The following is a 23,378-nucleotide window of genomic DNA, read 5'->3' on the forward strand; positions in this document are numbered from 1 at the left end:
ACAGCTTCTAAAAAAACAAATTATTTAAATGAAAAAAATTATATTCTTGCTGCCGATACTCGCTCTGACTTCATGTTATGACGCTCAACACAATTGCAAAGATTTTAAAACCGGAAAATTCAAATTTGAGTTTGAAGTAGATGGTGTAAAGAAAACCACTATTTTTGAACGTAAAGACAATATTGAAATCGAAACTTTTGATGGTAAAACCGACACGTCTACGATACGCTGGGTAAGTGACTGTGAGTATATTCTACAGAAAAAACACCCGAAAAACATGGCTGAGGAAAAAGCAATAAGCATGAAAATTTTAACAACCAAAAAAGATTCTTACACTTTTGAATTTGGAATGGTTGGCTCTGATCAAAAACAGCGCGGTACAGTTTACAAAATTGATTAATATAACATAATTATATAATTAAGCTCCTTTTTAGGGGCTTTTTTTAGGCATTATAATTTGAAATAAAATTTAAAGGTGTTTCTTTTACATTTCTATTTTAAGTATTACATTAGAACCTAAATCTAACACATGAAAAATACGATTTCACATAGAGTTGCTGATTTTTTAAAAAATTATCCGCCTTTTAGTTTTTTGAATCAGCGTGATCTCGAAAGTCTGTCAGAACAGATTTCTATTATATATAAAGACAAAGATGCTGTTATTTTTGCCGAAAATGACAAAACTCATGACTCGTTTTATGTGGTTCATAAAGGAGCTGTTGCCCTTAAGAAAAGTCAAAAAAATGCTGTATTAGACATGTGCGACGAAGGCGATATTTTTGGTCTTCGTCCGCTTCTGGCACAAGAAAATTACATTATGGAAGCCGTTGCGCACGAAGAAAGCATCTTGTATGCGATTCCGATTTCGGTTTTCAAACCTTACGCGCTAGAGAACAGAACGGTTGGTAACTTCCTGATCGAAAGTTATGCATCAAACACCAGAAATCCATATTCAGACATTCACAAAGACAAACTTTATGGAGATGATTTAGGACATGAATCCATGCATTCTGAAACGCATTCGTTTGATTTACAACCTATAAAATATTCTAAAAAAATTGTTACCTGCAGCCCGTCTACTACAGCCAGAGATATTGCAAAAATTATGACGAAGAAAAAAGTCGGAGCAATATTGATTGTAGATGAAATGCTGCCAATTGGTATTATTACCGATAAGGATCTTCGCAATAAAATTGTTACCGGCGATTATTCTATCCTGACCACAGCCGAGACCATAATGACTAAACCAGTAATTACGTATCCTAAAAAAATGACGGTTACGGAGGCTCAGATGGCAATGATGAAAAGCAACATCAGTTATTTGTGTCTTACAAAAGATGGAACAGTCAATACTAAAGCTGTTGGAATTTTGTCTAAACATGATGTTATGGTGGCGCTGGGAAACAATCCTGCGGTTTTAATAAAAGCATTAAAAAGAGCTAAGAAAGTAAAAGAAATTAAACCAATTCGGAACCGAATTATGCAATTGCTTCAAGGATATTTAGATCAAAATATTCCGATGACTTTAATTGCAAAAATTATAACCGAACTAAACGAAGCCTGTACGACTCGAGTTATCGAGATGTCTATAGAAAAAATGAGCAGTCCGCCACCGGTAAAATTTGCCTGGCTTGCTTTGGGAAGTCAGGGACGAAGTGAACAAATGCTGCATACGGATCAAGACAATGCTATTGTTTATGAAAACGTTTCGGATGTTTTTAAAGATGAAACAAGAATTTATTTCTTAAAATTTGCAGCACTTGTAAATAAAGGTTTATTTGAAATTGGATACGATTACTGCCCTGCCGAAATGATGGCTTCTAATCCGAAATGGTGTTTGAGTCTTGATGAATGGAAAGGTCAGGTGCATCACTGGATTACAAATCCCGGAAAAAATGAAGTCTTGCTGTCTTTCATATTTTTCGATTACAGCTTAACGTATGGAGATTCTTCTATCACCAGTGAACTTTCTGATTATATTTTTGAAACTGTAAAAGCAAATCCTATTTTTTATGTGCATTTGGTGAGCGGTGCACTGCAAAGTCCTTCTCCAACAGGCTTTTTCAGACAATTTCTAGTAGAACAAGATGGCGCAAACAAAGACAATTTTGATATAAAAAGAAGAGCTCTTATGCCTCTTACAGATGCGGCGCGAGTTTTGATTTTGTCTCATTCTGTAAAATCTATCAGCAACACAGCCGAACGTTTTGAAAAATTAGCCGAACTGGAACCGAATAACAGAGAATTGTATTTGTCATGTTCTTATTCTTTTAAAGCTTTACTAAAATTCAGAACCAAACAAGGTCTTCTGCATAATGATTCGGGTCAATTTATTGCATTGGAAACTTTATCAAAAATGGAGAAAATAAAGCTCAAAAGAACTTTTAAAACTATAAAAGAACTTCAGGAATTAATCAGCGTTCGATTTAATATTTCAAACATCGTTTAGGTATGAGTTTATTTAATTTCTGGAAAAAAGAAGAAAATTTATTTGATGACAATATTACAATTGACGAAACTCGTTTTATTGTTCTTGATACCGAAACTACTGGATTTGACTATGAAATGGACCGAATTTTATGCATCGGCGCGCTGGTTTTGCAAAATGGAATTATTTCGATCCAGGATAGTTTTGAAGTTTATATAGAACAGGATCATTATGATAAATCTACAGCCCAGATTCATGGAATCCTTAAGGCTTTTGTGATTAATCGTCCGGGTGAATCAGAAGCTTTACAGCAGTTTTTAACGTTTTTGGGAGATGCTGTTATTATTGCTCACCACACCATTTTTGACGTTACGATGATCAACAGAGCTTTAGAAAGAAATGGACTTCCTGTTTTAACAAATCAAACTTTAGACACAGCTTATTTATACAAAAGAACTTTAATAAAATCGCATTTGTTTGAGCGAAAAGATCACTACACTTTAGATGATCTTGCAGATAAATTTGATATCTCAAAAAAAGACAGACATACCGCTTTAGGAGATGCCTATATTACAGCAATAGCATTTTTGAAAATTGTAAAAAAACTTAAGGAAAAGAAAGAGATTAATTTAAATCAGCTTTTTAAATAATCTAAAAGCAGTTTTAAGTTTTTTTTATGAGGCTAAAATTTACAATTAGCTATCATTGTTTACACTTTAGTAATACAAAACTTGTTATTTATTAGCAATTATAAAAAATTAGCATAACATAAATATTGTTATTGAAGAATAGCTTTGTTAAAAATAAAAAACAAAGTATTATGAAATTTAATTTTTTAAAATCTGCCGCATTATTAGGAATTGCGAGTCTTGCTGTACTTGGATGCCAAGATGATGACAACAAAAATCCTTCTAACCAAGTAAACGCTGATATCGACTTTACAACACATTCAGCAATTCCTCCGTTTGTGTATGCAATGACTGGCTTTGAAGATATTAAAATCAGTACACTTATAAGTAGTGCGGATGTTTTGCCAGAATCTCCAAAATTTGTTTACGGACCTCAGCCTGACGGTGCCGGTATTATGAAAAATCCTAGTGGAGAAGGCTATATTATGATTACGAACCACGAAATCGTACAATCTGTTTCAAGAGTATATTTAGATAAAACATTTAAACCTGTAAAAGGAGAATACATTGTAGACGCTGTTGGTGGTATGACACGTTTGTGTTCTGCAACTTTGGTTACACCTGAAGTACATGGATTTGGCCCGATTTTTTTAACTGCGGGAGAAACTAACCAAGAAAGTATGGTGCACGGAATTAACCCATTAGGATTAACAACAGATAAAAGCAGAACGGACAGAATTTTGCCTGCTTTAGGTAAGGCCAGTATGGAAAATGCGGTTCCGTTGACAAAAGAAGCTTATCCTGGAAAAACGGTAATTATTATTGGTGAAGACCAGTCTTATACCACTTCTCACGCAAGTGCAGGACAGCTTATTATGTATATGAGTACATCTGTAGGTGATCTTACAAATGGAAAATTATATGCCTTAAAAAGAACAGATGGAAATCAGGTTGAAACAACTATGACTCTGAACAATTCATATCCAGTTACATTTGTAGAGATTCCAGATGCTAAAAATTTAACAGGAGCTGTAATTAATACTACTGTAAATGCATTGGGTGCTATTCGTTTTTCAAGAGTTGAAGATGTTGACTACAGAAAAGGAAGTGCAAGCAATAACAGAGAAGTTTATTTTACTGCAACTGGACAAGCAACTTCAAACGCTCCAGTTGATGGATTTACTATGTGGGGAAGAGTTTATAAATTAAAAATGGATGCTGCTGATCCATTAAAGGGAACTTTAGAACTAGCCGTAGAAGGTGACAGTACTCCGGGAACGGGAATCATTAATCCTGATAATCTTTGTGTTACAGAAAACTACGTTTACATTCAGGAAGATGGTGATAGTTATTATGCAGATGCAAAACATGATTCTTATATATGGCAGTATAATATTTCATCAAAACAAAACAAACCGTGGCTAAACATGAACCACAAAAGAACAGATGTTGCTTGGAATACTTTGTATAATCAGAGTGGTGAAACGAGACTTGGAAGCTGGGAGTTTGGAGCTATGAATGATATTTCAGATTTAATCGGTGTTCCAAATACTTTTACTGTAAACATTCACCCACACACATGGCAATCGGAGAAATTTGAAAATGCAGATGGTTCAGGTGTCAGCAAAGTTAGAGAAGGCGGTCAAACTGTTATTATAAGAAACGTACAACGATAATAATCTCAAACCTAATAATCTACGACCCTTATTTTTAATAAGGGTTGTTTTCTTTTAAAGTAAACATGATAAATTTAAAACACTTTTTCATTCTTTTTTTTACTGTCTGCCTCTTTTTTTCATGCAAAGAAAATCAGGAATCAGAAACAACCGTAAAACAGGATTTACTAATTGATTTGAACAAATTAAATAATGAAATTATACAGTTTCAGGAAATTGTAACCAAAAGTAAATCACAAAAAGAAATCGTTGATCAATTTAAAAAATCGCGTTTGGCTTATAAAAAAGTAGAATGGGCTATTGAATATTTTATTCCGGATGCAGCGCGATTTATGAATGGCCCTGCTTTGGATGAAATGGAAATGGAAGAAAACAAATCCTTTGAACCACATGGCTTTCAGGTTATGGAAGAACTTATTTATCCTGAATATAACGCAGCTAGCAGTAAGAAAGATTTAGTTAGAGAAATTAAAATTTTTAAGTCGAACATCAAGCAGATGCAAAACACTTTTGAAGTTATTACAATAAGTGATAATTATGTTTTAGACGCAATGCAGCAAAATGTTTTTAGAGTAATTACTTTAGGGATTACCGGTTTTGACAGTCCGATTTTACAATCTTCAATTACTGAAATTCATCAAAGTCTAATTTGCGTTCCAAATGCCCTTGAAAAGATAAATGCTAAAAGCAAAACTGTAGCCGATTTAAAAAAACTGATTCAGAAAGCACAAAAGTATTGTAACGAGAATAATGACTTTAACAAGTTCAACAGAGCTGTTTTTATAACTCAATATCTGAATCCGATTTCTGAAAAAATAAAAGTATTTCAGAAAGAAGAAAATATTAAAATGGTAAAAAGAAGCAGTCCGCTGAAACCAACGGCTATAACTTTGTTTGATAAAGATATTTTTGATGTAAACGGGTTTGTTCTTTCTGATCAATATAATTTTACTCCAGATAAAGCTGTTTTGGGCGAAAAATTATTTTATGACACTAATCTTTCTAAAAACAATGACAGAAGCTGCGCGACCTGCCATAATCCCGAAAAAGCTTTTACAGATGGTTTAAAAACAAATGTATCATTAACTGGATCTAATTTGGCTAGAAATACTCCTACTCTTACTTATGCTTCTTTACAGAATGCTCAATTTTGGGATATGCGTCAGTTAGATTTAGAAAAACAAAGCGTTGATGTAATACAGAATAAAGATGAAATGCACGGTTCTATGGATGATATTCATGCTAAAATCCTGCTAAACAATGATTATATCAAACTGTTTAAAAAAGCATACCCAAAAACCTTAAAACCTGAGCCATGGCAAATCCAAAATGCTATTGCTAGCTATGTGAGATCATTAAACTCTTTTGATTCAAGATTTGATGATTATATGAGAGGAAACAAAAATAGTTTGAACAATCAGGAAATTGAAGGAATGAATCTTTTTATGGGAAAAGCAAAATGTGCGACCTGCCATTTTACTCCATTGTTTAACGGAACTGTTCCTCCAAACTACTCAAAAAGTGAACATGAAGTTATTGGCACTCCGCAAGATGCAGCTGGTAAAAAATTAAGTACAGATCAAGGACGTTACATTTATAATAAGATGCCACAATTAATTGGAGCTTTTAAAACCCCAACAGTAAGAAATGCTGCAGTTACTGCGCCATACATGCATAACGGAGTTTTTAAAACCTTGGAAGAAGTGGTTTCTTTTTACAATAAAGGCGGTGGACAAGGCTTAGGATACGAAGTAGAAAATCAAACTTTACCGTTTGACAAACTGAATTTAACGGTAAAAGAAGAACAGAATCTTGTTGCTTTTATGAAGACACTTACAGATAAAAAATACCAATAAAACCAATAATAATTTCCAAATTAAAAAGCCAGAAATCGTGATTCCTGGCTTTTTTTCTAATTTACAAAGATTCTATACGGAAATACATTTGAAGATCTGTTTTTCAAATTCTTCATAAAACTGTCACATAAATAATCCCATTCGATGGAGCACCTCCAGGATATGTAGGCTATGAGGAAGGCGGATTGTTAGTAAATAAAATCAGGCAAAAACCATATTCCATTGTTCTGTTTGATGAAATTGAAAAAGCTCACCCTTCTGTTTTTGATGTTTTTTTGCAAATTATGGATGAAGGAAAACTTCATGATCGTTTAGGAAAAGAAGGTGATTTCTCAAATGCCATTATACTTTTTACTTCAAATATTGGTGCAGACCATATCGTAGAGAAATTTAATAATGGAGAAATTCCCAGTTCTAATTCTTTAATGGAAATTATGGGCAATTACTTCAGACCTGAATTTTTGGGCCGTTTAACTGAAATTGTACCTTTTGCCCCGATCAGTAAAGTAAATGCCCTTAAAATATTTGAAATCCATCTTAAAAAAGAATTTATGGATTTGCTGAAAAATATTAATTTAATAGTTGAAATTCCAATAGAGACTAAGAGTTATCTTGCTGAAAATGGATATAATGCTAAATATGGTGCAAGACCAATTAAAAGTATAATTCGAAGTCATTTGAGAAGACCATTGGCAAAGAAAATAATCTCAGGAGAAGTGAAAGATGGTGATATCATTAAAGTTATTATCGAAAACAATGAAGTAAAATGGATTAAGGAAGATATTAATAAAGAAAATATACTTTCGATAGAAAATTAGATTTCAGCCTGTAACAACAAAAAACGCTAAGAAATGATCCTTAGCGTTTTTCTATTTTCTTTAGTCTAAAACCAAACCTATCTGGCCATCGTCGTCTAATTCTGTTTCTACTGAATCATCTTCTGATAATTCAGGCTTTTCTGGAATTTCTTCAACGGGCTCTTCGTAAGGAAGAGATTCTAGTAAATTAACTTGTTTTAATTTATCAGCGGTAAGCTGATTCCCTAAGGCTTTAAAACCTTTTACGGCTATAAAGTCTTCAACATCTATATGCAAATCTTCTTTTTGAACTCCTTTTACTTTTGTGAAAACCAATTGCGCCATCGGACGATAATCTGTTGAAACAATTTCTAACTGCGAATTTGGATGGTCTGTAATAAAGCTTTCTTCTTTATTTTCTGTTTCAACTAAGAAACGTTTTAAAAAATAACGTTCTTTTTCACCGTCATAATAAATTGCAGAAATTGGCTTTTTAGGTTTCCATTTTTCTAAAACAATCATATCCTCATCAAAATGAGTCGATAATTCTGGAATAATTACTTTTAATTTTCCTGATTGACTAATGACCAAAATTTTGTCGCTTGGCTTAAATTCACCTAACAATTCACCTCTCGCATCAACATTTAGACGTTTAACGGTATCATCAAACCAAACTTTTCTAGGTAATAGAGTGGAAATTCCTTTCTCTTTTAGTTCAATTTTCTTGATTGGATACTTCGTAACTAAATTTCCTTTTGAAGCTCTTCCTTTAATCGCCAATTTGGCAAAATCGATATCAAATTTCAATTTTTTGATTGTTCCAACCTGACGTAATATTATCGTCACAACTTCGGCTTCACCATTTGGGTTATTTGAAAAATAAACAACCTGAGAACCATTTGTTCCATTGGTCAAATCATAAGCTTTATCTCTGGTAACCCCTGAAACATTAAAACGTTTTATGTACGAAGGACCAGATTTACCATCACGATACATCATATTGTAAATCGTACGCTTATCGCTCTTATCAAAAACGGCAATGTGAATAATGTCTTTTCCCACAAATGTTTTGGCGTCGACTTTTGTAATCATCATTTTACCGTCGCGCAAAAATATGATTACATCATCAATATCAGAACAATCGGCTACGTATTCGTCTTTCTTTAAACTCGTTCCGACAAAACCTTCTTCGCGGTTAACGTAAAGTTTTGTGTTACGTAAAACTACTTTTGTAGCCTCAACATTATCAAAAACACGTAGTTCAGTCTGACGTTCACGGCCTTTTCCGTATTTCTCTTTTAATTTCGTAAAGTATGCAATTGCAAAGTCTGTCAAATGCTCCAGATTATGCTCTACCTCTTTCATTTCGTCTTCTAACTTAGCGATAAAATCATCGGCTTTATCAGAGTCAAAACGTGTAATACGAATCATCGGAATTTGAGTCAATCGCTGTAAATCATCATCATTAATTTCTCTGACGAATGATTTTTTGAAAGGCTCAAATCGGTCGTATAAATATTTATAAAGCGATTCTCTATCAGAATATAATTTGAAATCGATATACATTTCTTCACGAATGAAGATTTTTTCTAAAGTAGAAAAATGCCATTTATTTTTTAATTCTTCTAACTGAATTTCTAATTCCTGACGAAGTAAATCAACGGTTCTATGCGTTGAAATTTTCAACATTTCAGAAACTCCGATAAACAAAGGTTTATTGTCTTCAATTACACATCCTAAAGGCGCGACAGATGTTTCGCAGGCTGTAAAAGCAAACAAAGCATCAATTGTTTTATCTGGTGAAACGCCCGGAAAAAGGTGAATTAAAATCTCAACATCGGCGGCAGTATTGTCTTCAATTTTCTTGATTTTGATTTTACCTTTATCATTGGCTTTCAAAATACTATCAATCAAAGTTGTGGTATTGGTAGAAAACGGAATTTGCGTAATCACCAATGTATTTTTGTCCAGTTGCGCAATTTTTGCACGCACACGCACACGTCCGCCACGAAGTCCGTCATTATAATTAGACACATCGGCAATACCCTGCGTCATGAAATCAGGATATAAGGTAAAAGGTTTTCCTTTTAAAATCTTGATCGAAGCATCGATTAATTCATTGAAGTTATGAGGTAAAACTTTAGTCGAAAGTCCAACTGCAATTCCCTCTGCTCCTTGTGCTAAAAGCAAAGGAAACTTTACCGGAAGATTATTTGGTTCTGCACGACGACCGTCATACGAAACGCCCCAATCTGTAATTTTTGGAGAATATAAAACCTCCAAAGCAAATTTAGATAAACGTGCTTCAATGTAACGAGAAGCTGCTGCGCCATCGCCCGTTAAGATATTTCCCCAGTTTCCCTGGCAGTCAATCAATAAATCTTTTTGGCCAATTTGTACCATTGCATCGCCAATACTCGCATCTCCGTGTGGGTGATACTGCATGGTGTGTCCTACAACGTTGGCAACTTTATTATAACGACCGTCATCCAACTCTTTAAGAGAGTGCATAATACGACGCTGAACTGGTTTAAATCCGTCCTCAATAGCAGGGACTGCACGCTCTAAAATTACGTACGAAGCATAATCCAAAAACCAGTCTTTGTACATGCCCGTTACTTTGGTAATAACGTCCTCTCCTTCTTCTTCCTGATTTTCGTAAAAATGCTGTCCCTCGAAATTCTTTACATCTACGTTGATAATCTCATCATCATCTCCATCCTGATTGTCTTCAAGCTGGTTTTCATCTTGATTATTCTCGTCGTCGTTTGGAATTATGTTATCGTCTTCTTCGTCTTTCATTTTATATGCTGAATTATTTCAGTAAACTTTTTTTATTCATAATCATCGTCAAAATATTTTATACCCGCTTTTTTAAAAAGCTCCTCTATTTGACTAAAGCAAAAACCATTGTAATTTTCAAGGTTTTTTGATTCTCTAAAACCTTTACAGGACAAACAAAGCTCTTTATAACCAATTATTCTATTTTTTTGATCTCTGAAAAGTATCATATGCCGCGGCATATAACAATCTGAAACAAATTCTTCAATTTTACAGCTATCCTGACTCATTAATTGGAGTAATTCCATTTTCAATACAGAATTTAAAATTACTCTTTCCTTAATCATTGTGCTGTCAAAATTCAATTTATACTTTACAACGAGGTCTTTAGTATATTTGTTATCTTCTTTTTCTGTACTTTGTTTATCCCATCGCATTCGGTCTTCATAAGACAAAACTTCAACTTTGGATAAATTCTTCAAAGGGAAATCTCTTCTTTTGATTACTTCGCTTTCTGATGTACTAACTGTTGTTTTTTTATTTACGATTGGAGATTCTGTATTTTCTTTTTTGCAAGAAACAATTACCAGTACAAAAATCAAAAAAAATGCTTTCCTCATAAACTAGGTTTGTATTTCAGTTTTATGCTTCCTCAAGCTCATCAATCTCCACCTTCAAATTCTTGATAATAAACTCCTGTCTGTCAGGCGTATTTTTCCCCATATAGAAAGACAATAACTGCTCAATCGAAGTATTTTTATCCATCATAATTGGATCAAGACGAATCGTTTCTCCAATGAAATTTTTGAACTCATCTGGCGAAATCTCTCCTAAACCTTTAAATCGGGTGATTTCTGGTTTTGGTTTTAATTTTTCGATGGCGTCTCTTCTTTCTTCTTCAGAATAACAATAAATTGTTTCTTTTTTATTTCTAACCCTGAAAAGTGGTGTCTGCAAAATATACAAATGTCCTTCTTTGATTAACTCCGGGAAAAATTGCAAAAAGAAAGTAATCAACAACAAACGAATGTGCATTCCGTCGACATCGGCATCGGTTGCAATTACGATATTGTTGTAACGTAATTTTTCAAGTCCGTCTTCAATATCTAAAGCTGCTTGTAGTAAATTGAATTCTTCATTTTCATACACAATTTTCTTTGTCATTCCGTATGAATTCAAAGGCTTACCTCGCAAACTGAAAACAGCTTGTGTATTTACATCACGCGATTTCGTAATCGATCCGGAAGCCGAATCTCCCTCGGTAATAAAAAGTGTACTTTCTAAGTTTCTAGGGTTTTTAGTATCCGGAAGATGTGCGCGGCAATCTCTTAATTTTTTATTATGAAGATTGGCTTTCTTAGCACGATCTGTTGCCAGTTTTCTAATTCCTGACAATTCTTTACGTTCTCTTTCGGCTTGCAAAATTTTACGCAATAATGCTTCTGCTGTTGGAGGATTTTTATGTAAGTAATTGTCTAATTTGTTTTTAACAAAATCATTTACAAAAGTACGAACGGATACTGCGGGTGTTCCGTCATCAGAACCCATATCTGTAGAACCTAATTTTGTTTTGGTCTGAGACTCAAAAACCGGCTCCATTACCTTGATACTGATCGCACTTACAATGGATTTACGAACATCGGAGGCTTCAAAATTTTTGTTGTAAAACTCACGAATGGTTTTTACAATTGCTTCTCTATAAGCTGCTAAGTGTGTTCCTCCCTGCGTTGTATTCTGACCGTTTACGAAGGAGTGATATTCTTCGCTGTACTGCGTTTTACTGTGCGTTAAAGCGATTTCGATATCGTGATCCTTCAAATGAATGATTGGATATTCTAAATCGTCTTCACTAATTGTTTCTTCTAATAAATCACGAAGACCATTTTCAGAAATATATTTTTCCCCATTAAAAATAATCGTCAAACCATTGTTCAAATAACAATAGTTTTTGACCATTTTGATTACATATTCTAAACGAAATTTATAGTTTTTGAAAATTGTTTCGTCTGGCGTAAAAGAGACTTTAGTTCCTTTTCGCTTTGTAGTTTCAATTATATCTTCTTCTAAAACCAGATTTCCTCCCGAGAATTCTGCAGCTTTTTGCTTTTCGTCACGAACTGATTCTACACGAAAAGCACTAGAAAGTGCATTTACAGCTTTTGTTCCGACACCATTCAAACCAACCGATTTCTGGAATGCTTTAGAATCATATTTTCCTCCAGTGTTCATTTTCGAAACTACATCAACTACTTTTCCTAACGGAATTCCACGTCCGTAATCACGAACAGAAACCGTTTTTTCTTTAATAGTTACTTCAATAGTTTTTCCGGCACCCATAACGAATTCATCGATACAGTTGTCTAAAACCTCTTTTAAAAGAATGTAAATACCATCATCTGGTGATGATCCGTCCCCTAATTTCCCGATGTACATACCCGGACGCATACGGATATGTTCCTTCCAATCGAGTGAACGAATATTATCTTCGTTGTATTGATTTTGCTCTAGCATAAATGAATTTAGGATTTTTGGCTAATGTACCATTTTCTCCACAAAAAAAGAAAGCGTATTTCTTTTTTGTTACGAATAATAACAGCTTTAAATTTTATTTAAATAGATTTTAAAACAATAAGACAGCTAAATTATAAAAAACAGCATTCAAATAAAAAAATGCTATTTTATTCCGAGTACTTGTTTTGCCAACGCTATCATTTCGGGCGTTCCCGTATTTTTATTTTTTTCGTCAGAAAGTTTTACTACTCCCTGCCATTGGCCATGATCGGGTTTTGTATCAGTTAATTTAATAACCATATTCATAGCGGGCAGACCAACATCATTAGTAAAATTGGTTCCGATACCAAATGACATTTTTATTTTGTCTTTGCAAAAATCTGAGATGATTTTTACTTTATCAAAATTGAGTGAATCTGAAAAAACAATTGCTTTAGATTTCGGGTCGATTCCCATTTTGATATAATGGGCAATTACTTTTTGAGCAAACTCAACCGGATCACCGCTGTCATGACGAACTCCGTCAAAAAGCTTGGAATATTTTTTATCAAATTGCTCAAAAAACACATCTGTTGTATAGGTATCTGTGAGTGCAATACCGAGATCACCGCCGTAAACCTGTGTCCAATGTTCGAGTCCGATTGCATTGGCTACTTTAAAACCGTATTGAGCAGCATGAAACATAAACCATTCATGCGCATGGGTTCCGAGCGGTCGCTTGTTATTGACCATTGCAAAATGTACATTACTGGTTCCGATAAAACTTTCTGAACCAAAAGTCTGCAGGGTTTCGTTTACCAAAACGTGTACATCGTAAGAATGACGGCGTCTGGTGCCGAATTCTAAAATTGCAACACTAAGTTTATTGTAATTATCAATTTTAGATTTTGTTATTTCTTTAATTTTCTCGTCGTGCAGACGAATCAAATGATTTGATTTATAGAAAAGTTCCGAAATTAAAGCCATCAACGGAACTTCCCATAAAATGGTTCGGTACCAAAATCCTTCAATAGTAACTTTAATTTCTGATCCTTCCTGAGTGATTTCAACCTCAGACGGATCATAGCGATAGCCGTGCAGGAAATCCAAATAAGTAGGATCAAGATATGGGCAGTATTTTGCCAGATAATGCTTCTCCTCTTTTGTCAATCGCAAAGATGCCATTGCATCTACAGATGCGCGAAGTAAAGCTGCAAATCCAGGCGGAAAAATATGTTTACCGCGATTGATAAATCCATAACGTACTTTTGCCTTAGGAAAAAGTTTAATTACAGCATGCTGCATTGTAAATTTGTAGAAATCGTTGTCTAAAATCGATTTCAGAAAAGTGGTTTCCATGAGCCAAAAACTGTTTTTTTATACTTATTGCTAAGATACGTCAATAAATACTAACTCGTATTTTAATACTTCGTTAAAATCTAATTCATTTTTAAACAATTTTCTGGCAGGACTTCTTATTTCTGCTTAATTTGAAAGGAAGCGATACTATTATTATCCATAAAAAAAGTAATATACTCTCCGATATTTTTATCATAAATGATATCAAATTCCAACCCGCCTTTTCTTTCTTTTGAGTTTGCAATTTTGACTGGCTGATTCTTTTTGTTCAGATAAAAAAGCACATCTTTTTTTGAAATATTTTTAAATCTAAATGTAATATTATCTCCGTTTTTAACTTCGATCAAACCAGATTTAGGTTCTAAAACCTGAGCATCGTATTCGATTAATTTATTGTAAATCAAAGGTCCGTTAAGAAAATCTTCTCTATCTAATTTGTCTCCCAGATATTCTCCCGAATCCGGAAAATGTTTTGTGAAAAAATATTCTGGCGGTGTGTCAAAATATATAGGCGCAAATTCTTTTGTCATTCTGCCCTTACTGCTGTCATAATAACCCTGACCCCAGGTTACATCAATCAATCTCCATTTTCCGTCTATTAAAACCATGTTCCAGGCGTGATCTGAATGGGGTGTTTTTCTGCCAATGTCTACTAATCTTGTTTTTGAATCTCCTTTTACAATTTGAGACTTTAAACCTGTCAGCGAAGCCAGATGACTATATAGAACCGTAAAACCTTCGCAAACTGCTTTTTGAGACTTAAATGCCTTTTGAAGCATATTGTCATTTAACTGCTTTATTTTTTGTTGTTTTTCCTCTTCTGTTCTATAACTAAAGCCCTGAGATCTTTGAGGATTCAAAAAAGCATTTAAATCATAATTAATATTAAAAGCCATCCAGCTGAATATTGCTCGGGCTTTATCACGGTCTGAAGAAAAATCTTTTTGAATTCGGTCTGCCAGTTCTTCGGTCGTATCAAAACGTTTAGGATATTTTAAAACGATTTGATCAACTTTATTATAATTCTGAGAAAATGAAGGACACAGAAAAATTACACTCAAAAGAAAGAATGCAGAAAGGAGTTTTTTAATTGCCATTGACTAAAAATTAGAATGTATAAGATTTAGTAAATTGGTCTTTAGTTCCTCATTGGAGATTTCGCCTTTTTCAACATCAAAATTAGTATTAAAGCTCGGTAATGAAAAACTTGCTTTAATATCGCCTCCATAACGCGGAAACGCATTTCTGGCAATTTCTGATACTGTAGCGCCGCCTCTCGGTCCTGGTGAAGTAGAAAGCAGCAGCATAGGTTTGTGCTGAAAAACATCTTTTTCTATTCGGGAAGCCCAGTCAAAAACATTTTTAAATGCGGCTGAATAATTTCCGTTGTTTTCTGCTAATGAAACTACCAAAATAGCTGCTTCTGAAATTTTCTTTAGAAAGGCAAGTGCTTTTGGTTCCTGACCTATTTCTTTTTCCAGATCTACACTGAATAACGGCATTGCAAAATCGTTTAAATCTAAGACTTCGACTTCTCCGTTTTCGAACTGATTTGCAGCATAAGCGGCTAATTTTTTATTGATGGAATGCTGGCTGTTACTTCCTCCAAAGGCAATGATTTTCATACTGTGGTATTTTTTTCAAAAATAAACGATATTACTTATATAAGTACATTTAAGTTTTAAATTAACTTACTTTTATAGTTAAATTGTATTTGCATGAAATAATTTTAACAACAAATAAGGTTCACAAAATTATTCTTTTTTAACTTCAAAAATTTCCTTCTTAATTTCTACTGAATATTCATTTGGAGCTATTTTACCGCCGTAATGTTGTGCGTAGACTTTTGTGAATTCTGCACCAAAATATAAAATAATTGCTGAGTAATAGACCCAAACTAAAATAATAATTACCGAACCCGCAGCACCGTAAACAGATGCAACAGTTGAACTGCCTAAATAAAATCCGATGGCAAATTTACCAATCATAAAAAGCACTGCCGTAACTCCCGATCCTATAAAAGCATCTTTCCATCTTATTTTTCCGTCGGGTAATGTTCTGAAAATAATTGTAAAAAGAAGCGTGATGCTGGCAAGTACAATTATTATATTGACAACGTAAAACAAATAAACCGTACTTTCAGGAAAATAAACCTTTAGGCGTGAACTAACTAAATCTAATGTCGTATTGAGCAAAAGACTCACCAACATTAGAAAACCTACCGAAGCAATCATTGAAAATGACATTAATCGATTCTGAATAAACTTTTTAATGCCTTTATCCGGTTTTGCTCGCAGTCCCCAAATAAAGTTTATAGAACTTTGTATTTCAGCAAAAACTCCTGAAGCACCAATTAGAAGCATCACGATTCCGAATACCGTTGCAAAAACATTATCTCCTGATAATTGAACATTTTTTATCGCTTCCTGAATCTGAATTGCGGCACCATTTCCAACCAGTCCGTTTATTTGTCCATAAAGCTGGCCTGTAACAGCATCTTCACCAAAGAAAATTCCACAAATCGTAATGATAATAATCAACAAAGGAGGTAATGCAAATATCGTATAATAGGCTAACGCTGCACTAAGTTTAATGGCATTGTCATCATTAAATTCTAAGAAGGTATTTTTTAATAGAAACCAGGATTTGGAGAATATATTTTGTTTTTTCATTTGCTGATTTTTTGATATTCTCTCAAATTTATGCAATAATCTAAAGTTTTGAATTCTTAGTTTTTACTCAAAGTTTACATTTTTACCATGTGAATCTTATTAAAAAAGTCATTTTGAAAGTTTATCGTATTCTTTATCAGTTCCTAAATTTTTAATTTTCAAAATATTTTTAAACTCACGTCGAGTTGGCTTTATTAAATATGAAATTGAATCCAATTCTTTACCTTTTATAGAAGTAATTGAATCAAGTTTAGTTAAATCAGTTAGTCGATAAATACGCTTAATTTTAAGTATATTCTTTTCTAAGGCTATTGTTTTAATATTCCAAAAAATAGAATCTCTCGTACTCAATACTAATTGACCATTAATACGTTTTGCTTTTTGATTAAGCGAAAATCTAAACAAAGTATCAATATTTATTTTTGATAATTCTAATGAATCACCTTTTTGTGTAGATATCCATTTTTCATGTGTTTCTTTATCAATTAATTGATTATTAATCAAATCAAATCCTTGTTTTAATGTGTCCAAATAATTTTTATGAACTTTGAATTTGTAGAAATATTCACTTAAGATTCTATCTTCTTCAATTCTTATATAAGTAGAATCATTATTCATATACAAACCTTTAAATTTAGAAGGAAAACCATTTAATTCAGAATCATTATCCGGTTGGGGATTTTCAAAATAAAAAGTTACACAGTCATCGCAAAGTTCTGTCGCGGCAGCATCAGCTTTTTTACATGAATCGAAAATAATTATTAAAACGAGTAGTATAAATATATTTTTCATAACCAATTTATTGATAATGACAAAAAATCCCTTTATCGTAAACCGTCCATAAACTTGCTTTCTGATTCGCCGCTTTTAAGGCGCTGTTTGCCCAAGTATTGCAGGTGTAAAAAAGACTGTAACTTCCTTTTGCCTCATAAAAAGCATCTTTTTTTCCGTAGCTGTGACCTTCAATCCATTGCGGATGAACCGGATCACTGAAACTATCAGAAATATAAGCAACCAGTTTTTGATAATTCTCTTTCGAAATAAAAATAAGTTTGCAGTCTTCTCCTTCCTTTAATTCTTTAAAAAATGTAGTATGCATCGCCGATGTACTTACTCCAAAAGCGGCTTTTAAAGCTGTACTTGCCTTAAGATCTGACCATTCTGGCGTATCGAGGTAAAATCCTTTATCTCCCCAGCCAAAAGCTACAAAATTTGCTAATGAGTCTTTTGATTGTGTTTGGCTGAATTGAATTTCGTTTCGCCAATCTTTGATTTCATTTTTTATAGGAACGACAATATCCGTATGAACTCCATTGGAAAGAATATAAATTGGAATTGATCTTCTCTGTTTTGTAAGATCAGCATTTGAATTAACGGTAATTTTAGAAATCAGGTAAACTGAAATTACATAAAGAACAAGAAAACTAAGAATTCCGCAAAGGGTCCAGCCCAGAAATTTGAAAGATTTTTTCAGCATTTTTAATGGTTTATTTTAGATTAGTAATTGGTTAATTTTCTGTAACCAATTTTTGAGCCAAAAATTTTATTTATTGAAATGGTACACGGATTTTACAGATTCGCTTTCGCGAAAGCGCCAATTTACACAGATTTTTATTCTCATTTTTGTTCATTTTAAAGCATAAAAAAACTGCTGAATTTCTCCAGCAGTTTTATTCTATTTTCTATTTTCTATTTTCAAAAAAAATTACACGTTGAAACGGAAGTGCATTACATCACCATCTTTTACAACATATTCTTTTCCTTCTACTTTAAATTTTCCAGCTTCTTTAGCTTTTGCCTCAGAACCGTATTGAACGTAATCTTCGTATGAAATAACTTCTGCACGAATAAAACCTTTTTCGAAATCAGTATGGATCACTCCGGCTGCTTGTGGCGCAGTTGCTCCAATGTTGATTGTCCAGGCACGAACTTCTTTTACACCTGCTGTAAAGTAAGTCTGCTGCTTTAATAATTTGTAAGCGGCACGAATTAAAACTGATGCTCCCGGTTCTGTCAATCCCATATCTTCAAGAAAAACCTGACGCTCTTCATAGCTTTCTAATTCTGTAATATCTGCCTCTGCTCCTACTGAAAGGATTATAACTTCTGCATCTTCGTCTTTTACCAATTCACGAACCTGATCTACATATTTGTTTCCGTTTACAGCTGAATTTTCGTCAACATTACAAACATATAAAACTGGTTTTGCTGTAATTAACTGAAAAGACTCCATTAAAACTTCTTCATCATTACCTTGAGGAACAATAGTACGAGCTGATTTTGCCTGCAATAATGATTCTCTGATTCTGTCTAGAAGTGCTTTTTCTGTCTGCGCTTCTTTATTTCCGGTTTTTGCTGCACGATTTACTTTTTCTAAACGTTTTTCAACAGTTTCTAAGTCTTTCAACTGCAATTCGATATCGATTGTTTCTTTGTCACGAATTGGGTTTACGTTTCCGTCAACGTGTACAATATTATCATTGTCAAAACAACGCAAAACGTGAATAATTGCGTTACATTCTCTAATGTTTCCTAAAAACTGATTTCCAAGACCTTCACCTTTGCTTGCTCCTTTTACCAAACCTGCAATATCAACAATATCAACTGTTGCCATTTGTACACGCTCTGGTTTTACCAGTTCTTCCAATTTATTGATTCTCGGATCCGGAACGTTTACAACACCAATATTAGGTTCGATTGTACAAAAAGGAAAGTTGGCACTTTGCGCTTTTGCATTAGATAAACAATTAAATAATGTTGATTTTCCAACATTTGGTAATCCTACAATTCCTGCTTTCATCTGTAGATAATTTGTTTTTTATTGGTTTCAACCCGTCTCAAGCCCCGAAATTACTGCTCTACGCACCAAATACTTAGCTCCTGATTAGTCGTATTTATATTACTTTTTAAGATGTCTTTAATTTTGACAAAATCATATATTTTGCCCTTAAAATTTTGCAAATATATGATTTAATACCTCGTAACTATACAAAAAATGCCAATATATGTTTTTTTAGTACTTTTCTTAAAAAAAATAAAACTTTTTTGTAATATTTTGTTAAATAAGACTATTTTTATCACCAAATTTAACAAATCATATAGCATTTTTAACCAAAACCACTATTACCATGAAAAGAATTGCAATTTTATTTTTTTTATTTAACACCGTCTTTATTTTTGCGCAGAAGCAAATATCGGGTGTAGTAAAAGACAACACAGGAAGCCCCTTGCCTGGTGTAAACATTATTGAGAAAGGAACAAACAACGGTGCTTCTACCGATAGTGACGGATCTTATAAAATAACAGTTAAAGAAGGTGCCTCATTAGTTTTTACATATTTAGGTTACAGCAGTGTTACAAAATTGGCTAATGCATCTCAAATTGACGTTTCTTTATCTGAAGAAGGCGGACAAAGTCTTGATGAAGTAGTAGTTACAGGATCCAGAACCGCTGCCAGAAGTAACACAACCAGTGCACTGCCTATTGATGTATTGTCTTCTAAAGACTTAACATCCACCGGGCAGGCTACGTTTGACAAGGCGCTGCAATACAAAATCCCTTCCTTTAATACCGTACAAACTCCTGTAAACGATGCCACGTCGTTATTAGATCCGTACGAGATTAGAAATATGGGACCCAGCAGAACTTTAATCCTTATTAATGGTAAACGTAAAAACTTAAGTTCTTTATTATATGTACAAACTTCTCCGGGACGTGGAGAAACGGGTGCAGATATTTCTGCTATTCCAACAGATGCGATCGAAAGAGTTGAGATTCTTCGTGATGGTGCTTCTGCCCAATACGGTTCTGACGCTATTGCAGGTGTTGTAAATATCATTTTAAAGAAAAACGTTACTGACAGCTATGTAACTCTAAGAAGCGGTATTACTTCTGAAGGTGATGGAGAAATGCTTGGTGTGAGCTTAAACAGCGGTACCACTGTTGGAGAAAAAGGTTTTCTAAATTACACTATCGATTTCTCTAAAGTAAATTTAGCAAACAGACCAGGAACAGTAGATGCAGAAGGAGATGCCGGAGATTTTGGAGCTACACTTGCAGATGTTCAATCTTATCTTGCCAAATATCCTGATGCCAGAAATATTAATGGTTCGCCAGAGAACGCTTCTGCAAAATTCTTAATTAACGGAGGAAGTCCTATTAGTGAAAATACCAATTTATACTATAACGCAGCTTATGTTTACAAAAAAGTAAAATCGTTTGCCAACTTTAGAACACCTTATTGGAGACCATTATCAGACGACCCATATCTTAATGATTTCTACGGAAACGGTGATGCTGCTAATCCATCATACGAAGGATATGGACCTACTTTTGAGGGTGATTTATCTGATTATAATGGTACATTGGGCTTTAAAAACGTTAAAAACGGCTGGAATACAGATGCCAGTGTAACAGTGGGCGGTAACAAACAGCTTTATTCTGTAAACAATTCTGTAAACAGATCAGACATACTGGATACTGATGGAAATAACGTTTATAGAGAAAATAGTCCAATCTCGTTTAAACCAGGAGGAGCTTCTTTTAATCATATCGTTGGAAATCTTGACATTTCTAAAATTCTATCGGATCAGTTTAGTATTGGTTTTGGAACTGAATTTAGATCTGAATATTTCTCCGTAATAGAAGGAGATAAAGCTTCTTGGGACGGAACTGGTGCTGACTCTTTTGCTGGAAACAGACCTGAAAATTCTGGAAAATGGAACAGATATAATGTAGGGGTTTACTTAGATGTCGCCTTTGATGTTACAAAAGACTTCCAGATAAACGGAACTGTTCGTCATGAAGAGTATAGCGACTTTGGAGGAGCAACGGTTTGGAAAGCAAGTACAAGATATAAATTCCTTGACGATAAAATTACCTTTAGAGGATCTGTATCTACAGGTTTTAGAGCACCGACTTTACACCAAATTTATACTCAAAAATCACAATACTCTTTTGTAGCAGGACAAGGTATTCAAATTAGCGGTATCATCAATAATGTTTCGCCGCAAGCACGTCAATTAGGGATTCGTCCTTTAGATGCAGAAAAATCAACCAATATAACTGTTGGTGTTGGAGCAAAACCTTTTCAAAACTTTACTGTAACTGTAGATTACTATAACATAAAAGTTGAAGACAGAATTGTTTTAGGAGACAGACAAAACACCCGATTTGGAAATGTAGCTTGGTTCTCTAACTCATTCGACACTAGAACTTCTGGTTTAGATATAGTTCTAGGTTATAATAATGTTGGTATCGGAGAAGGTAAATTAGGATTTAATTTATCTGGAAACGTTACTTTAGAAAATGAAAGAATTTCTCCTGTAACACAAAATTCATTTGGTGATATCTTAAACTCTTTGACTTTTACATCAAGACCTGAAACAAAATGGATTCTGGGGATCAATTATGAAATTGGTAAATTCGGATTTTCTTTAAATAATACTTATTTTGGAAAAACAACTTTTAATCAAGATGGTTTAATTTCTAATGAGGTTAGAGATACTGATGGTAATCTACTTAGAGATGCTAATGGCGATCCTGTAAGAGATGAGACTAAACCGAATCTTAAAACACAGTTTATTCCTAAAATTGTTACTGACTTAGGCGTTACTTTCAATCCTAACGAAAAATTTACAATTGCATTAAATGTAAACAACTTATTTAATGTGCTGCCAGAATGGAAATTCGTAGCAGAAAATGAACAAGGAGCTGCATTACTTGCTGACCCTGCAAGAACAAAACAACAATCTAACTTACTTACTTTTAACCAGCGTTATTCTACAATGACTTATGATGGATTCCATTTCAGTCAATTAGGAACAATGTTTAATTTATCTTTAAGCTACAAGTTTTAAGTTCAGCTTTGTTTAATATATAAAATGGGTTGTCTTAGGATGACCCATTTTTTTTATAATTTTATTAAAAAAAATATTAGTATGGCAAATTTATATGATGGAAAAATGGCTGCTATTTACGATGCGATGTACCAGACTTTTGTCAATTATGACGAAGAATATACTTTTTACAACAATTTAATTCAGGAAAACAATGGTGCTGCTACCTTAGAAATAGGAAGCGGAACGGGAAATCTTGCAAAGCGATTCGAAGCAAATAAACAGAATTATTTAGGTCTTGATTACAGCGCCGATATGATTGCAATTGCAAAGCAACGTAATAAAAATAGTTCTTTTATTCAGGGAGATATGCGTGATTTTAAACTGGATAAACCTGTAGATTCGATTTTAATAACGGGAAGATCTACAAGTTACCTAATTAGTAATGATGACATTAATAGAACTTTTGAATCTGTTTATAAAAATCTGACTCAAGATGGAGTTTTTATTTTCGATTTTATAGATGCCAATCGATTTATTCCTTTTACAAAAAACAATCCGGTAATTGTTCACGAAGCCGAATTTGAAAACATTAATTATATAAGAGAAAGTCATTGGGACACTAATAATTCCTTAGAAAATTTTATGCTCGAATGGACTGCTCAATATTACACGATTATAAATGGAGAGAAAGAAATTATTGAAAATGATTTTTCTACGGTTCGGGTATTTACACTTAACGAAATCGAGCTTTTTCTATATCTAAATAATTTCGAAATTCTAAAAACTATAGATCGAAAAACATATGCTTACGACACCTACGTTATTGTGGCAAAAAAAATATCCTGAGAAC

17 protein-coding genes and 1 pseudogene are annotated in these 23,378 nt (G+C 33.6%); 8 read left to right on the forward strand and 10 right to left on the reverse strand.

The window, feature by feature from the left end; translation table 11 throughout:
- The first annotated feature begins 28 nt into the window (after positions 1-28).
- From B0A68_RS18675 to B0A68_RS18700, 6 genes and pseudogenes are all read left to right on the forward strand, one after another.
- On the forward strand, positions 29-400 hold the full coding sequence (locus B0A68_RS18675) for a hypothetical protein (protein ID WP_035683776.1): 372 nt from the start codon (positions 29-31) through the stop codon (positions 398-400).
- A 129-nt stretch (positions 401-529) separates the two neighbouring features.
- On the forward strand, positions 530-2,449 hold the full coding sequence (locus B0A68_RS18680) for a DUF294 nucleotidyltransferase-like domain-containing protein (RefSeq protein ID WP_035683778.1): 1,920 nt from the start codon (positions 530-532) through the stop codon (positions 2,447-2,449).
- A 2-nt stretch (positions 2,450-2,451) separates the two neighbouring features.
- Complete coding sequence (locus B0A68_RS18685) at positions 2,452-3,078, forward strand: 3'-5' exonuclease (protein ID WP_035683780.1); 627 nt, start codon at positions 2,452-2,454, stop codon at positions 3,076-3,078.
- Between the two features lie 170 nt (positions 3,079-3,248).
- A complete protein-coding gene (locus tag B0A68_RS18690; RefSeq protein ID WP_035683783.1) occupies positions 3,249-4,733 on the forward strand; it encodes a PhoX family protein in 1,485 nt (494 codons plus the stop codon).
- Positions 4,734-4,798: 65 nt separating this feature from the next.
- Positions 4,799-6,589 (forward strand): cytochrome-c peroxidase, encoded by a 1,791-nt coding sequence (locus B0A68_RS18695; protein ID WP_035683784.1) that lies wholly within the window; start codon positions 4,799-4,801, stop codon positions 6,587-6,589.
- Between the two features lie 146 nt (positions 6,590-6,735).
- A pseudogene (locus tag B0A68_RS18700) lies at positions 6,736-7,407 on the forward strand (AAA family ATPase); the annotation flags it as partial.
- A 60-nt stretch (positions 7,408-7,467) separates the two neighbouring features.
- Here the strand turns inward: B0A68_RS18700 and B0A68_RS18705 are convergent.
- The 10 genes from B0A68_RS18705 to ychF all read right to left on the reverse strand — a co-directional run bounded on the left by B0A68_RS18705 (position 7,468) and on the right by ychF (position 19,488).
- Positions 7,468-10,188: a DNA gyrase/topoisomerase IV subunit A gene (locus B0A68_RS18705; RefSeq protein ID WP_035683790.1), complete on the reverse strand. Its 2,721-nt coding sequence runs from the start codon at positions 10,186-10,188 to the stop codon at positions 7,468-7,470.
- A 32-nt stretch (positions 10,189-10,220) separates the two neighbouring features.
- Complete coding sequence (locus B0A68_RS18710) at positions 10,221-10,787, reverse strand: hypothetical protein (RefSeq protein WP_035683792.1); 567 nt, start codon at positions 10,785-10,787, stop codon at positions 10,221-10,223.
- Between the two features lie 22 nt (positions 10,788-10,809).
- Complete coding sequence (locus B0A68_RS18715) at positions 10,810-12,678, reverse strand: DNA topoisomerase IV subunit B (RefSeq protein WP_035683794.1); 1,869 nt, start codon at positions 12,676-12,678, stop codon at positions 10,810-10,812.
- Positions 12,679-12,840: 162 nt separating this feature from the next.
- On the reverse strand, positions 12,841-14,016 hold the full coding sequence (gene pncB, locus B0A68_RS18720) for a nicotinate phosphoribosyltransferase (RefSeq protein WP_035683796.1): 1,176 nt from the start codon (positions 14,014-14,016) through the stop codon (positions 12,841-12,843).
- Between the two features lie 116 nt (positions 14,017-14,132).
- Complete coding sequence (locus tag B0A68_RS18725) at positions 14,133-15,113, reverse strand: transglutaminase domain-containing protein (RefSeq protein WP_035683799.1); 981 nt, start codon at positions 15,111-15,113, stop codon at positions 14,133-14,135.
- A 3-nt stretch (positions 15,114-15,116) separates the two neighbouring features.
- Complete coding sequence (locus tag B0A68_RS18730) at positions 15,117-15,641, reverse strand: NADPH-dependent FMN reductase (RefSeq protein ID WP_035683802.1); 525 nt, start codon at positions 15,639-15,641, stop codon at positions 15,117-15,119.
- Positions 15,642-15,770: 129 nt separating this feature from the next.
- A complete protein-coding gene (locus tag B0A68_RS18735; protein WP_051892550.1) occupies positions 15,771-16,688 on the reverse strand; it encodes a YihY/virulence factor BrkB family protein in 918 nt (305 codons plus the stop codon).
- Positions 16,689-16,796: 108 nt separating this feature from the next.
- Positions 16,797-17,480, reverse strand: a complete 684-nt coding sequence (locus B0A68_RS18740) for a hypothetical protein (protein WP_035683805.1) — start codon at positions 17,478-17,480, stop codon at positions 16,797-16,799.
- A gap of 7 nt (positions 17,481-17,487) precedes the next feature.
- On the reverse strand, positions 17,488-18,165 hold the full coding sequence (locus B0A68_RS18745; RefSeq protein ID WP_035683807.1) for a TIGR02117 family protein: 678 nt from the start codon (positions 18,163-18,165) through the stop codon (positions 17,488-17,490).
- A gap of 228 nt (positions 18,166-18,393) precedes the next feature.
- Positions 18,394-19,488 (reverse strand): redox-regulated ATPase YchF, encoded by a 1,095-nt coding sequence (gene ychF / locus B0A68_RS18750; protein WP_035683809.1) that lies wholly within the window; start codon positions 19,486-19,488, stop codon positions 18,394-18,396.
- Between the two features lie 328 nt (positions 19,489-19,816).
- On the opposite strand from ychF, the gene B0A68_RS18755 reads away from it, so the two are divergent.
- Positions 19,817-22,546 carry a TonB-dependent receptor gene (locus tag B0A68_RS18755; protein WP_035683811.1) on the forward strand — a complete coding sequence of 910 codons (2,730 nt, stop codon included), beginning with the start codon at positions 19,817-19,819 and terminating at the stop codon, positions 22,544-22,546.
- 81 nt (positions 22,547-22,627) lie between these two features.
- Positions 22,628-23,374 carry a class I SAM-dependent DNA methyltransferase gene (locus tag B0A68_RS18760; RefSeq protein ID WP_035688049.1) on the forward strand — a complete coding sequence of 249 codons (747 nt, stop codon included), beginning with the start codon at positions 22,628-22,630 and terminating at the stop codon, positions 23,372-23,374.
- Positions 23,375-23,378: the final 4 nt, after the last annotated feature.

The sequence above is a fragment of the Flavobacterium reichenbachii genome (assembly GCF_002217435.1).
Lineage (GTDB): Bacteria > Bacteroidota > Bacteroidia > Flavobacteriales > Flavobacteriaceae > Flavobacterium > Flavobacterium reichenbachii.